We start from the raw sequence: 14,192 nt of genomic DNA, 5'->3' as shown, positions 1-14,192 counted from the left end.
GCGCCCACGCGGCGGAGCCGCATATCGGCACAGCCCCGCGCCCCTTGGGAGCTTCGCCCCATCAGGGCTTCGCCTCGTCCCTGGGAGTATGGGGGCGTGACAGGAATCCTTGTGTTGGCAGGCACCCCCATCGGCGACATGGCGGACGCCCCGCCCCGGCTCGCCGAGGAGCTGACCGGCGCGGACGTGGTCGCCGCCGAGGACACCCGGCGGCTGCGCCGGCTCACCCAGGCGCTGGGCGTGCAGCCGGGCGGGCGGATCGTGTCCTACTTCGAGGGCAACGAGGCCGCGCGTACACCGGAGCTCGTCGAGGCGCTGGTGGGCGGTGCGCGGGTGTTGTTGGTCACGGACGCGGGGATGCCGTCGGTCTCCGACCCCGGGTACCGGCTCGTCGCCGCGGCCGTGGAGAAGGACATCCGCGTCACGGCCGTGCCGGGGCCGTCCGCGGTTCTGACCGCGCTCGCGTTGTCCGGGCTGCCCGTCGACCGGTTCTGCTTCGAGGGGTTCCTGCCGCGCAAGGCCGGGGAGCGGCTCGGGCGGCTGCGCGAGGTCGCGGAGGAGCGGCGCACGCTCGTGTACTTCGAGGCGCCCCACCGCCTGGACGCGACGCTCGCGGCGATGGCCGAGGTGTTCGGTGCCGAGCGACGGGCCGCGGTGTGCCGGGAGCTGACCAAGACGTACGAAGAGGTCAAGCGGGGGCCCCTCGGGGAGCTGGCCGAGTGGGCGGCGGCCGGTGTGCGCGGGGAGATCACCGTCGTCGTGGAGGGCGCGCCGGAGAAGGGGCCGGAGGAACTCGACGCCGAGGAGTTGGTGCGGCGGGTTCGGGTGCGGGAGGAGGCGGGGGAGCGGCGTAAGGAGGCGATCGCGGCGGTGGCGGTGGAGGCCGGGTTGCCGAAGAGGGAGGTCTTCGACGCGGTGGTGGCTTCCAAGCGGGCTGCGCCGTAGGGGCGCGTGTCGTGCGCCGGGTGCGGGTGGGTCGTGGTTGCTCGCGCAGTTCCCCGCGCCCCCAAAAAAGCCGGGGGCGCCCCCTGGCTTTTTGGGGGCGCGGGGAACTGCGCGACCAGCCCCACACCACCCGCACTCCGCGACGTACGCCGCACCCCCGTGACGCTTCCCGGAAAACGCCCCGCCCCATGCCAAGGCAAAGCCGAGCAAAGCACAGCCCTCGCGCGGGCGGCCTTCCCACAAGGGGAGGCCAAAACGGCTTCAACACCTCGGCAGGTGGGGTGCGTTCGGGGTCGGCGCAGGCGTCCACTGGGTGGTGAGGACGTACAGGTTCTCACCGTCCAGCGGACAAGAGGAGCTGGCAATGACCCAGATCGCAGAGCGGGCCGTACTGCGCGACACCGCCACCGCCGTCGTTCACGAGTCGTATGCGTTCGCCTGCATGCGCTGCGGGTACGGCTGGGAGCAGTCGTACGAGATAGAGCACCACAACGACGCCCAGGGGCGCGACTTCGTGATGTACGTGGCCGACGGCCAGGTCGTGCCGTCCCCGCTCTCCAGGCCCACGTGCCAGAACTGTGACGGTCATGTCGTACGGATCATGCGGGCGGGCCAGGTGTCGTCGGTGCGGGACGCCGAGCGGCGGCGGCACCTGCCGAAGCCCCGCCCGGCGGAGACGGACGCGACGGCGCCCGACGCGGCGGAGCCCGGGGAACACCACCACTGGCACCTGGCCGACCTGCTGCACCCGTTCCACCGCAAGGCGAGCTGACCCTCCCCCAGCGAGCCTGGAGGGCATGCCCCGATCGTGCGATTCGTAGGATCGGGGCATGCCTTCGAACGACTCCGGCAACGCGTCCGGCAAGAACGACAAGAACGCCGCGCCCCCGCTCCCCGAACCCCTCCGGGTGCCGGTCGCGGATTCGCACACCCATCTGGACATGCAGTCCGGCACGGTCGAGGAGGGCCTCGCGAAGGCCGCCTCCGTGGGGGTGACGACGGTCGTGCAGGTCGGCTGCGACATCAAGGGCTCGCGCTGGGCCGCCGAGACGGCCGAGCGGTACGAGGCCGTGCACGCCACGGTCGCGCTGCACCCCAACGAGGCACCGCGGATCGTGCACGGCGACCCGGACGGCTGGTCCCGGCAGGGTGCGCGCACGCCCGGCGGGGACGCGGCGCTCGACGACGCCCTCGCCGAGATCGACCGGCTGGCCGCGTTGCCGCAGGTCAAGGGGGTCGGGGAGACGGGGCTCGACTACTTCCGGACCGGGCCGGAGGGCAAGGCCGCCCAGGAGCGGTCGTTCCGCGCGCACATCGAGATCGCCAAGCGGCACGGCAAGGCGCTGGTCATCCACGACCGCGACGCCCACGACGACGTGTTGCGGATCCTGAAGGAGGAGGGCGCGCCCGAGCGGACCGTCTTCCACTGCTACTCCGGTGACGCGGCGATGGCCGGGATCTGCGCCGAGCACGGCTACTTCATGTCCTTCGCCGGGAACATGACCTTCAAGAACGCCCGGCCGCTGCGCGACGCCCTCGCCGTCGCGCCCCTGGAACTCGTCCTCGTCGAGACCGACGCGCCCTTCCTGACGCCCGCGCCGTACCGCGGACGGCCCAACGCGCCGTATCTCATTCCGGTCACGGTTCGGGCGATGGCCGCGGTGCGGGACATCGACGAGGACGCGCTGGCGACGGCGATCGCGGCGAACACGGCGAGGGCGTTCGATTACTGACGGGTCACGTTTCGTCGGCCGTTGGAGGGGCTCGAAAAGATGATCAGTGACCCGTGTCGCGACACTGTGTGACCACGTTGCTTTGGAGGGTGACCGGAGTCCGCTAGGTTCACGTCGCCCGACCCGGACCCGGATCCCCTCTGGAGCGTGTCGTCGTGAGCAACGTGCAGTCGTCGTCGTACGAGACCTATGGCCCGGACGGTACGGACTGGCAGCCGGCGTACGGCGCCGAGGCGCAGTCGTACGGGGTCCACGAGGACACGTACCGGCCCGCCTATGAAGACCTGCGGGACCACCCGGACCCGGCCTCGACGCCTGCTGGTCCGGTCGACGGCCGGGGCGTCTCCCGGCGGTCCGCTCGGCGCAGACGGGTGCCCGACCGGTCCGCTCCGTTGCGGCGGCTGGTGCCGCAGGCGCTCGTGGTGGCGTTTCTCGCGGGCGGGACCTCCGCGTTCGTGGCGAAGGACAAGGCGATCGAGCTGACCGTCGACGGGCGGCCGCGCACGCTGCACACCTTCGCCGACGACGTCACCGAACTCCTCGCCGACGAGGGGGTCGCCTTCGGCGCGCACGACGTCGTCGCACCGGCTCCCGGTACCGCGCTGAGCAGCGGTGACGAGGTCGCCGTGCGCTACGGGCGGCCCGTCGCCCTCACCCTCGACGGCCACCGGCGCAGGGTCTGGACGACCGCCCGCACGGTGGACGGGGCGCTCCAGCAGCTCGGGGTGCGTGCGGAGGGCGCGTATGTGTCGACCTCGCGCTCCCAGCGCATCGGGCGGCAGGGGCTGGAGCTGGACGTCCGTACCGAGCGGGCCGTCACGATCATGGCGGACGGGCGGACGCGGACGATCCGTACGAACGCGGCGACCGTGGGGGAGGCGGTCGAGCAGGCCGGGGTCACCCTGCGCGGGGAGGACACCACCTCCGTCGCGGGGGCGAGCTTCCCCCGGGACGGGCAGACCGTGACCGTGCTGCGGGTGACCGGGTCCAAGGAGGTCCGCGAGGAGCCGATCCCCTTCTGGGTACGCCGTACCGAGGATCCCTCCCTGTTCCGGGGCACCGAGGTCGTCGAACGCGCCGGCCACCCGGGCACCCGCCGGGTCACCTACGCCCTCCGCACGGTCAACGGGGTCAAGCAGCGGCCCCGGCTCCTCCGGACCGAGGTCGTGCGTGAGCCGCAGGACCAGATCGTCAAGGTCGGGACGAAGCCGGTGCCGACGTCGGCGCAGGAGGCGGAGGGGCTGAACTGGCCGGGCCTGGCGGCGTGCGAGTCGGGCGGCCGTCCGGACGCGGTCGACTCCTCGGGCACGTACGGCGGCCTCTACCAGTTCGACACCTACACCTGGCAGAGCCTCGGCGGCCAGGGCCGCCCCCAGGACGCCCCCGCCGCCGAACAGACCCTCCGCGCGAAGAAGCTGTACGTCCAGCGGGGGGCGAGTCCCTGGCCGCACTGCGGCGCCCGCCTGCACAGCTGAGGGCGCCTCGTGGCCATCCGGCGCAGGAGAACCCGGTGGATTTCGGTCGTCGGACGCCCAATCCGCACCCCCGAGCTCCACGGCGCCCATGGGCGGGGGCGCAGTCCCCGCCCCGTACCCTTGTCCCGTGACCAGCCCCACCCCCGACGCCCTCCTGGGCCCCGCCGACGTCCGCGAACTCGCGGCCGCGCTCGGCGTACGGCCCACCAAGCAGCGCGGCCAGAACTTCGTCATCGACGCCAACACGGTGCGCCGGATCGCGCGGACCGCGGACGTCCGCCCGGAGGACACGGTCGTCGAGGTGGGGCCGGGCCTCGGCTCCCTCACCCTGGCCCTGCTGGAGGTCGCGGACAGGGTCACGGCCGTCGAGATCGACGACGTACTCGCCGCCGCGCTCCCCGCGACGATCGCCGCCCGCATGCCCACCCGCGCCGCCCGCTTCGCCCTCGTGCACGCGGACGCCATGCACGTCACGGAGCTTCCCGGCCCGGCCCCCACGGCCCTCGTCGCGAACCTCCCGTACAACGTCGCCGTCCCCGTGCTGCTGCACATGCTCGAGACCTTCCCGACCATCGAGCGCACCCTCGTGATGGTCCAGGCGGAGGTCGCCGACCGCCTCGCCGCGGGGCCGGGCTCGAAGGTGTACGGCGTGCCGTCGGTGAAGGCGAACTGGTACGCGGAGGTCAAGCGGGCCGGGTCGATCGGGCGGAACGTCTTCTGGCCGGCGCCGAACGTCGACAGCGGGCTCGTCTCGCTCGTCCGCCGGACCGAGCCGATCAAGACCACCGCCACCAGGCGCGAGGTGTTCGCGGTCGTCGACGCGGCCTTCGCCCAGCGGCGCAAGACGCTGCGCGCCGCCCTCGCCGGATGGGCCGGTTCCGCGGCCGCCGCCGAGGCCGCCCTCGTCGCCGCCGGCGTCTCCCCGCAGGCCCGCGGCGAGTCCCTGACGGTCGAGGAGTTCGCCGCCGTCGCCGAGAACAGGGTCGCGGAGAACACCGACGACGCGGGCGACGCAGCCAGCCCCACCGGCACCGACAACACCGACACCAAGGAGCCCGGCCAGTCGTGAGCGTCACCGTTCGCGTCCCCGCCAAGGTCAATGTCCAGCTCGCGGTCGGCGGCGCCCGCCCCGACGGGTTCCACGACCTGGCCAACGTCTTTCTCGCCGTCGGGCTGTACGACGAGGTCACCGCCACCCCGGCCGACGAGCTGACCGTCACCTGCGCGGGCCCCGGCGCCGACCAGGTCCCCCTGGACCGTACGAACCTCGCCGCCCGTGCCGCGCTCGCGCTGGCGGAACGCCACGGCGTCGAGGCCGCCGTGCATCTGCACATCGCCAAGGACATCCCCGTGGCCGGCGGCATGGCCGGCGGCAGCGCGGACGCGGCCGGCGCGCTGCTCGCCTGCGACGCGCTGTGGGGTACGAACGCCTCGCGCGACGAACTCCTCGACATCTGCGCGGAGTTGGGGAGCGATGTGCCGTTCAGCCTGGTGGGCGGGGCGGCCCTCGGGACCGGGCGGGGCGAGCAGCTCCGGCCGCTCGACGTGGGCGGCTCGTTCCACTGGGTGTTCGCCGTCGCCGACGGCGGGCTCTCCACTCCCGCCGTCTACCGCGAGTTCGACCGGCTCCACGAGCACGACGTCGTGCCCGAGCCCATCGCCTCCCAGGTGCTGCTCGACGCGCTCGCCAAGGGCGACGTCGACGCGCTCGCGGCCTTCCTGCCGGACTCCAACGGCCTCCAGCCCGCCACCCTCTCGCTGTTCCCGAAGCTGGCCGACACCCTCGCCGAGGGCCACGCGGCCGGCGCGCTCGCCGCGCTCGTCTCCGGCTCGGGGCCGACCACGGCGTTCCTCGCCCGGGACGCCGAGTCGGCACACACCATCGCTCAGGGGCTCCTCGCGTCCGGCACCTGCAAGGCCGCGCGTGTGGCCGCCTCGCCCGCGCCGGGAGCGACGGTCGTCCCACAAGCCCCGCGAACGCGACGTACTCAGACGTGAGTTGAGTACGGGAGCGCTGATGCCCGACCGGGCGCCCGCGCGACCGTACTCCCATGAGTGCAAGCGTGAGTGCGAGAGAACTCGCCGCCGCCACCCCGTCCACCCGAGACCGGTACGTCGACCTGCTGCGGGTCGCCTCCCTCGGCACGGTCGTCCTCGGCCACTGGCTGATGGCGGCGGTCACGACCGGTGGTGACGGCCGGGTCGAGGTGGGGAACCTCCTCGCCGTCGAGCCGCGGCTCCAGATCCTCACCTGGGCCCTGCAGATCATGCCGGTGTTCTTCTTCGTCGGCGGCTTCTCACACGCTCTCTCCTACCGCTCGCTCAGCCGCAAGAGCACGGGCGAGGGGGCTTCTTCCGTCTACCCCGCCTTCCTCCGCGCCCGTCTCCAGCGGCTCCTCCGCCCCACCATGGTGTTCATAGGCGTGTGGGGTGCCGCCGCCGTGCTTCTCCACCTCGTGGGCGAAGGCGGCGGACTGCTCGACGTCGCGCTGCGGCTGGTCGCGCAGCCGTTGTGGTTCATCGGGATCTATCTCGCGATGGTCGCCTTCACCCCGCCGCTGCTGACGCTGCATGAGAAGTACGGGTGGGGCGCGTTCGGGGGGCTTGTCGCGGCCGCCGCGCTCGTGGACGTGCTGCGGTTCGCGCTCGACGTGCCGTTCGTCGAGTTCCTCAACTTCGCGTTCGTCTGGCTCGCGATCCACCAGCTCGGGTTCCTGCGTGCCGACGGGCGGTTGACGCGGCCGTATCTGCTCGCCGGGGCAGGGCTCGCGGGGGCCGCGCTGCTGGTGGCGTACGGGCCGTATCCGCTGTCGATGGTGGGGATGCCGGGCGAGAAGGTGTCGAACATGGCGCCGCCGACCTTCGCGCTGCTGTGCCACGGGCTGTGGCTGGTCGGCGCGGTGGAGTGGCTGCGCGGGCCGGTGACGCGGTGGCTGGAGCGGCCGAAGGTGTGGCGGGCGGTCGTGGCGGCCAACGGCATCTCGATGACGGCGTTCCTGTGGCACCTTTCGGCCATGCTCGGGGTGTACGGCGTCCTGCTCGCGCTGGATGTGCCGCTGCCCGCGCCCGCGACGGGTGCCTGGTGGGCCCAACTGCCCCTGCGGATCGCCGCTGCGGCCGTCCTCACGGCGGTCCTCGTCGCCGCCTTCCGGAGCTTCGAACGACCCGCCGCACGGGCCGTCGTACAGTCCGTCACCCCGCGCACGCAAGGGAGTTCGGGCAGGTCAGCGGCGTACTCCGGGCCCGCTGCCACCCTCGGTGTCGTGCTCTGCCTCTTCGGGGTGCTCGGGCTCTCGATGGTCGGATTCGGCGGGCTGTTCGAGGGGCGTACGGCCCTGTTGATCGCCGTTCAGGTGAGCGCTCCGGCGGCGGTGGCCATGACGCTCATAGGATGGCTGATGGTGGAGCGTGTGGGGCGCGGGTGACCGCCCAATGACGGTGGCGTGCGGACGATGTGTGAAAAACGTGCAGGTCACAGGGTTTTCGCCGTGACCGGACGGGCACTTGCTGTGCTGTAACCCACGCCACAGTACTTTGATTCTCCCGAATATCCGTGCTGGTCCCCATTTCGCCTGCTCTGCACGTCAATTGCGAGTGGCATGATCTCGATCCCCGGTGACTCGTTACCGACGGTACTTCCCGTGCGCACGGTGTCGTCCGCGCGGCGGGCGAGAGGGGTTCCTTCATGGGACACATGGACCACTTCAGCGCCGGATGGGTCACCCCCGTGCTCTCCTACGTCATGGCCTGCGTCGGCTCCGCACTCGGACTGCGCTGCACCGTCAGGGCACTTGAGGCCGAGGGCGCCTCGAAGCGGAACTGGCTGATCCTCGCGTCGTTCGCGATCGGCTCGGGCATCTGGACCATGCACTTCGTGGCGATGATGGGCTTCGGCGTGGAAGGGACGCCCATCCGTTACGACGTCCCCATGACCGTCCTCAGCCTGGTGATGGCGATCGCCGTGGTCGGCGCCGGTGTCTTCACCGCCGGTTACGGCCGCTCCCGGGTCCGGGCGGTGGCCTTCGGCGGCCTCGGTACCGGGCTCGGCGTGGCCGCCATGCACTACACCGGGATGGCCGCGCTCAACCTGCACGGCGAGGTCGACTACCACCCTTCGCTGGTCATCGCCTCCGTGGTGATCGCCGTCGTCGCCGCGACCGCCGCGCTGACGCTCACGCTCATCGTGCGCGGCGGTGTCCTCGCCGCGATCGCCGCGCTGGTCATGGGGCTCGCGGTCAGCAGCATGCACTACACCGCGATGTACGCCGTGCGCATCGACCTCGCGCCCAGCACCGCCGAGCTGGGCGGGGCCACGGCCACGGAGTTCCTGTTCCCGCTGGCCGTGCTGCTGGGCTCGTTCCTCTTCCTGACCGCCGCGTACGTGGCGCTGTCGCCGACCGGCAAGCGTGCGGAGTCGGCTTTCGCCGATGAACTGCTGCGTGAGGTCGAACTGTCGACTGCCTGAGCACGTGAGCGCTCCGCTTGGAGCGCCGTTGTGACCTGCGGGCCGGTGGGGGGCTGGTCGCGCAGGGCCCCGCGCCCCTCACGGGGCGCTTGAGCCGCCCTCTCCGAGCGAGGTCCCCATGAAAGTCTTCCGTATGACCGCCCGGCTGCGACCCAGATCCGTGCGGGCGAAGATCGTCGCCCTGTTGATGCTGCCCATCGTGTCGCTCATGGCGCTGTGGAGCTACGCCGCCGTGACGACCGTGGCGAGCATCGGTGACACCGAGCGTGCCAAGGACGTCAACATCGAACTGCTCGCGCCGGTCGCCGAGTTCGTGACCGCCCTGCAGGCCGAGCGGACCGCCGCCATCCGGTACGCGGCCGGGCGCACCGAATCCGGCCTGGACGACCTGAGGGCCGATCAGCAGACCACCGACAAGGCCGTGACGGCGCTCCGTGAGGGCCTCAACTCCTCCAGCTCGGACGCGGGCCTCATCGACAGCGGTCTGCCCGACCGCCTGGACGCGCTCGAATCCGACTTCAGCGCCCTCGCGGCCCTGCGCGCGGAGACCACCGGGTCGGGGGCGAAGTCCACCGGGTCCGCCGGGGAGGACTCGGTGTCGACGGCGTACACCGGGTACTCGACGGTCGTCGAGCACGCCTTCGCCGTGACCGGTGCGCTCACCAGCGAGAAGGGCACGGACGCGACCTCCGAGGCGCGTGTCGTCCTCGAACTCTCCCGCGTCCGCGACGCCGTGGCCCGCGAGCAGGCGTTGCTGGCCGCCGCCACCGCGTCCGGGACGCTCACCAAGGAGCAGTACGCGCGGTTCATCGGTGCCGTCGCCACACAGCGCGAGCTGCTGAGGCCCGCCGTCGCCGACCTCAAGGCCGAGCACCGGCCCGCCTACGACGCGCTGCTGAAGAGCGACGGTTACACCACCCTCGGCAAGGTCGAGGACCGGGTGAGCGACGCCGGGGCGGGTGCCGTGTCGGCGGCCGTGCTGAAGGACTGGGAATCCTCCTCGACGTCCGTGCTCAAGGGCCTCGCCGAGGCGGAGGAGGACGCCGGTACGGGTGCGGCGGCGAAGGCGGAGGTCTTCGGCTGGGACTCGCTCGGCGCCTCCGGCGTCGCGGTGGTCCTCGGTCTCGTCGGCGTGCTGCTGTCGCTCCTCGTCTCCGTGAGCGTCGGCCGCGGCCTCATCGTCGAACTCCTCGACCTGCGCAACTCCGCCCTCGAAGTCGCCGGCCGACGCCTGCCGCAGGCCATGCGCAAGCTGCACGCCGGGCAGGGTGTCGACATCGACGCCGAGGCCCCGATGCGGCGCCTCGCCGGCGACGAACTCGCCCAGGTGGGCAGCGCGTTGACGGCCGTCCAGCGGGCAGCGCTCAAGGCGGCCTCCGAGCGCGCCGAACTCCTCAGCGGTATCTCCGGGGTGTACGTCAGCCTCGCCCGCCGCAGCCAGGTGCTGCTCCACCGCCAGCTCGACCTGCTCAGCGTGATGGAGCAGCGCCAGCAGGGACAGCAGAACCACGCCGAGCTGTACGACCTCTTCCGCATCGACTACCTCGCCACCCGGATGCGGCGCCACTCCGAGTCGCTGCTCATCCTGTCCGGGATCGCCCCCGGGCGCGGCTGGCGCGACCCGATCGCGCTGTCGGACATCCTGCGGGCCGCCGTCGCCGAGATCGAGGACGCGACCCGCGTCCATATCTGGGCCGCACCGCGCGTGTCGCTGAACGGCGGTTCCGTCGCCGACGTCATCCATCTGCTCGCCGAGCTCGTCGAGAACGCCGCCGCGTTCTCCCCGCCCTCCACCAAGGTGCAGCTGCGCGCCGCCCGGACGCGCGACGGTGTCCTCATCGAGGTCGAGGACAGCGGCTTCGGCATGAACGAGGAGGCGATGGCCGACGCCAACCGCAAGATCCGGTCGGAGAAGGTCGACCTCCTCGACGCCAAGCAGATCGGGCTGTTCGTGGTGAACCGGCTCGCCGACCGCCAGGGTCTGCGCGTCGAATTGCGCCAGTCGACCAACGGAGGCGTCGCCGCGACCGTCTTCATCCCCGAGAACCTGATCCGCGACGACATGCCCGTCCACCACGAGTCGGCCTCCGACGGGCGTTCGCCGGCCCCGGCGTCGGCGCTGATCCAGCAGCAGCAGCGGCGGCGGTAGCCGCACGGCCGGGCACGAAAGCTGCCGTGCGCCTCGGGTGGGGGTGTCCCCGGGGCGCACGGCGTTCTTGTCGCTGGGATCTACTGCTGGGGCCGGTTGATCAGAAGGTCAGCTTCCAGCTGTTGATGTAACCGGTGTCCGCGCTGTAGACGTCCTGGACCTTCAGCTGCCAGGAGCCGTTGACCGTCGTCTCGCTGGAGGCGTCGACCGTGTAGGTGGCGTCGACGTTGTCCGTGGAGTCGGAGGAGCTGCTGCTCTTCAGGCGGTACGTCGAGCCGTCCGGGGCGACGAGGTCGATGACCAGGTCGCCGCGGTAGGTGTGGACGATGTTGACGTACACGGACAGGTCGCTGGGCGCGCTGCCGGTGAGGCCGCTGACGGTGAGGGGCGAGTAGACCGCGGAACCGGCGTCCGGGATGGAGACATCGGTGGTCGACTCGAAGGCGGCGCCGGTGTCGCCGCCGTCGTCACCGCCGTCGTCCCCGTCACCGCTCGGGGTGACCTGGAGCAGCAGGTTGGGGCTGCCGGTGCCGACGCTGGTGAGGGTGGAGGCGGATGCCGCCGAGGTCAGGGCCGTGGAGACCGCGGAGGGCGTGGCGCTCGGGTTCTCGCCGAGGTAGACGGCGGCCGCGCCGGCGACGTGCGGGGACGCCATCGACGTACCGGAGTAGGTCGCGGTGGCCGTGTTGGAGCTGTTCGACGCGGAGGTGATGGACGAACCCGGCGCGAAGATGTCCAGCGACGACCCGTAGTTGGAGAAGGACGACCGGGCGTCGGCGCTCGTGGAGGCGCCGACGGTGATCGCGGAGGCGACACGGGCCGGCGAGTAGCTGGACGCGTTGGCGTTGTCGTTGCCGGCCGCGACAGCGTAGGTGATGCCCGCGGAGATGGAGTTGGCGACGGCGGCGTCGAGGGTGGAGTCCGCGCCGCCGCCGAGCGACATGTTGGCGACGGCCGGGAACTGGGCGTTCTCGGTCACCCAGTCGATACCGGCGACGACACCGGCGGTCGTGCCGGAGCCCTCGTCGTCGAGGACGCGGACGGCGACGATGTCGGCGGCCTTGGCGACACCGTAGGTGGTGCCGGCGACGGTGCCGGCGACGTGTGTGCCGTGGCCGTTGCCGTCGCCGGCGCTGGTGTCGTTGTCGACGGCGTCGTAGCCGTAGGACGCCCGCCCGCCGAAGTCGGTGTGGGTGATCCGTACGCCCGTGTCGATGATGTAGGCGGTGACGCCGCTGCCCGCGCTGCTGGGGTACGTGTACGACGAGTCGAGCGGCAGGTCGGCCTGGTCGATGCGGTCCAGACCCCAGGTCGCGCCGGTCTGGGTGTCGCTCATGTGGACGGTCTTGTTGGTGGCGACCGTGGCGACGGCCGGGTCGGCGGCGAGCTGCTTCGCCTCCGCCTCGGTCATCTCGGTGGCGTAGCCGTTCAGCGCCCTCTTGTACGTCTGCTCGACCTCGGCGCCGTACCGGGTGGCGACCGCCTTGCCCTTGGTGGAGGCCGCCTTGAAGGGGAGGCTCTCCTTGAGCGTGACGATGTAGCTGCCCTTGATGGCGTTCTCGGCGTTCGCGCCGACGATCTTGCCCTCCGCGGGCGCCGCGACCGCGGGGGCGGCGGTCGCGGCACCGACGGTGAACAGGGCGGCGGCGGAGACCACGGCGGCGAGCGCACCGCGTCTGCGGCGACCGGGGGCGTGGGGGGTGGTGGAGTGCTGCACGAACATCGGGGTGGTTCCCCTCTCGTGAAGACTTGCGCGGACTGACCGAAATTGGGGGGTGGCGTCCTGGTGACATACAGTGATGTCATTGACGCGATCACGTCAATGAGGGGAATCCCTACGTACGGGTAGGGAGATGCGCCCGCGCCCCTCGGCTCACTCAATTCGGGCGCCCAATCGGGTCTCAAAAGTGGGGAGTTGGAGCCTCGGGACAGGGGTGCGCGCTGCGGCGTAACTCATGATCTTGGGCTGCGTCGGTTCGTACGACACGGGCACGTATCGGGGAGAGGTCGAGGTGTCCGTCCGTCACCACCGGTAGGCCCGGACCCCTCCGACCTCCTCACCCTTGGTGTCGGCGCTCCACCCGTTCGTGGTCCACGCACGGGCGCTGACGCGGTTCGGCTGGTCGTTTCTGGCCAGGCGTACCCGCAGCGGCACTTCCCGGCGGGCACCCGGCCGCGCGTGGAGGGCTTCGGGGGCGGCGCGAGCGTGGGCCTGCCCCGCGTCACGCTGACGGCCTGATCCGTACGGCCCCGAACGCCCCCTCCACGCCGGTGCGCCGAGAGGAGCGGGGAGCAGCCGCGACTCCGTCCCGTACGCCGAGCCCAGTAGCCCCGGATACTCCCGTGAGCAGACGACCCCGGCGCCCCTGCCCGGCACCGTGGTGCGCATGCAGACAAGCCGTCCCGTACGCCGGGCCTTCCTCGTCGTCCATGTAGCCGCCTCCGCGTGCTGGCTCGGGCTCACGTTCGGGCTGCTCGCGCTCGGGGTCACCGCGGGCACGACCGGGTCCGCGGTGACGGTGGAGGCGTCCGTCCGGGCCATGAAACTGTTCGCGGACTGGCTCCTGATCCCGGTCGCGCTCCTGACGTTCGTCAGCGGTCTGGCGCTGTCGCTGGGTACCCGGTGGGGGCTGGCCCGGTACCGCTGGGTCTGCACGAAGTTCTGGCTGACCCTGGCCACCCTCACCGCCACGGTCGTCGCGCTGCGCCCCGGCGTGAACTCCGCCGTCACCGCCGTCGCCGCGGGCGGCCCGCTGCCCGACGTGGGAGACGTGCTGTTCGGGCCGGTCGTCTCGCTCTCCGCGTACGTCTTCATGACGGTGATCTCGGTGCTGAAGCCCTGGGGGCTCACCAAGCGCGGCCGCCGGCTCCGGAAGGCCGCCCGCGGCGAGCGGACCGACGCGGGACGCCCGACTCGGCCCGCCGGCCCCGGCCGCACGGGCGAGAGCGCTGCCGCGCCCAGCTGAAAAGCCGGGCGGCGGTGCCTCGCCCGGGGCCCGCCGGCGTATCGGGCCGGGGACGCCGACGTTCCCGGCTCCGGTCCGGGTCGCGGCGTTCCCGGCCCTTGGCCGTTGGCCTCCGGCCCCAGTCGGTGTCCCCGGTCGTGGTCGCGGCGTCTCGTCTGGGCCTCGTCGGCGTCCTGGCGGCGCTGCCTCGCCCGGGGCCCGTCGGCGTCCTGGCCCTGGGTCGCGGCGTTCCCGGCTCCGGCCTGGGGCGCGGCGTTCCCGGCCCTAGTCGGCGACGTTGGCCCTCGGCCCCAGTCGGTGTCCCCGGTCGTGGTCGCGGCGTCTCGTCTGGGCCTCGTCGGCGTCCTGGCGGCGCTGCCTCGCCCGGGGCCCGTCGGCGTCCTGGCCCTGGGTCGCGGCGTTCCCGGCTCCGGCCTGGGGCGCGGCGTTCCCGGCCCTTGGCCCTTGGTCCCCGGCCCT

11 protein-coding genes are annotated in these 14,192 nt (G+C 72.2%); 10 read left to right on the top strand and 1 reads right to left on the bottom strand.

The features are described from left to right. Positions 1–96 precede the first annotated feature (96 nt). The 9 genes from rsmI to JIX55_RS21895 all read left to right on the top strand — a co-directional run bounded on the left by rsmI (position 97) and on the right by JIX55_RS21895 (position 10,767). On the top strand, positions 97–945 hold the full coding sequence (gene rsmI, locus JIX55_RS21935) for a 16S rRNA (cytidine(1402)-2'-O)-methyltransferase (RefSeq protein ID WP_257565002.1): 849 nt from the start codon (positions 97–99) through the stop codon (positions 943–945). Positions 946–1,309: 364 nt separating this feature from the next. Continuing rightward, positions 1,310–1,717, top strand: a complete 408-nt coding sequence (locus tag JIX55_RS21930) for a hypothetical protein (protein WP_257565001.1) — start codon at positions 1,310–1,312, stop codon at positions 1,715–1,717. Positions 1,718–1,775: 58 nt separating this feature from the next. Continuing rightward, the gene (locus JIX55_RS21925) at positions 1,776–2,678 is read left to right on the top strand and encodes a TatD family hydrolase (RefSeq protein ID WP_257565000.1); all 903 of its coding nucleotides are present in this window, start codon (positions 1,776–1,778) and stop codon (positions 2,676–2,678) included. 155 nt (positions 2,679–2,833) lie between these two features. Beyond that, positions 2,834–4,153, top strand: a complete 1,320-nt coding sequence (locus JIX55_RS21920; protein ID WP_257564999.1) for a resuscitation-promoting factor — start codon at positions 2,834–2,836, stop codon at positions 4,151–4,153. A 127-nt stretch (positions 4,154–4,280) separates the two neighbouring features. Then, a complete protein-coding gene (rsmA, locus tag JIX55_RS21915; protein WP_257564998.1) occupies positions 4,281–5,222 on the top strand; it encodes a 16S rRNA (adenine(1518)-N(6)/adenine(1519)-N(6))-dimethyltransferase RsmA in 942 nt (313 codons plus the stop codon). Next, complete coding sequence (locus tag JIX55_RS21910) at positions 5,219–6,151, top strand: 4-(cytidine 5'-diphospho)-2-C-methyl-D-erythritol kinase (RefSeq protein WP_257564997.1); 933 nt, start codon at positions 5,219–5,221, stop codon at positions 6,149–6,151. Before rsmA ends, JIX55_RS21910 begins: the two co-directional genes overlap by 4 nt. 53 nt (positions 6,152–6,204) lie before the next feature. Beyond that, the gene (locus JIX55_RS21905) at positions 6,205–7,578 is read left to right on the top strand and encodes an acyltransferase family protein (protein ID WP_257564996.1); all 1,374 of its coding nucleotides are present in this window, start codon (positions 6,205–6,207) and stop codon (positions 7,576–7,578) included. A gap of 260 nt (positions 7,579–7,838) precedes the next feature. Next, positions 7,839–8,618 (top strand): MHYT domain-containing protein, encoded by a 780-nt coding sequence (locus JIX55_RS21900; RefSeq protein ID WP_257564995.1) that lies wholly within the window; start codon positions 7,839–7,841, stop codon positions 8,616–8,618. 118 nt (positions 8,619–8,736) lie between these two features. After that, positions 8,737–10,767, top strand: coding sequence for a sensor histidine kinase (locus JIX55_RS21895; protein ID WP_257564994.1), 2,031 nt, complete (start codon positions 8,737–8,739; stop codon positions 10,765–10,767). 100 nt (positions 10,768–10,867) lie between these two features. On the opposite strand, the gene JIX55_RS21890 is transcribed toward JIX55_RS21895, so the two are convergent. Beyond that, positions 10,868–12,490: a S8 family peptidase gene (locus JIX55_RS21890; RefSeq protein WP_257564993.1), complete on the bottom strand. Its 1,623-nt coding sequence runs from the start codon at positions 12,488–12,490 to the stop codon at positions 10,868–10,870. Between the two features lie 664 nt (positions 12,491–13,154). Between JIX55_RS21890 and JIX55_RS21885 the strand changes: the two genes are divergently transcribed. Next, positions 13,155–13,733 carry a DUF2269 domain-containing protein gene (locus tag JIX55_RS21885; protein WP_257564992.1) on the top strand — a complete coding sequence of 193 codons (579 nt, stop codon included), beginning with the start codon at positions 13,155–13,157 and terminating at the stop codon, positions 13,731–13,733. The last annotated feature ends 459 nt before the right edge of the window (positions 13,734–14,192 follow it).

This window comes from Streptomyces sp. DSM 40750 (genome assembly GCF_024612035.1).
Taxonomy (GTDB): Bacteria; Actinomycetota; Actinomycetes; order Streptomycetales; family Streptomycetaceae; genus Streptomyces.
Note: the sequence above shows the minus strand (reverse complement) of the source record. Positions and strands in the feature narration are given on the sequence as shown.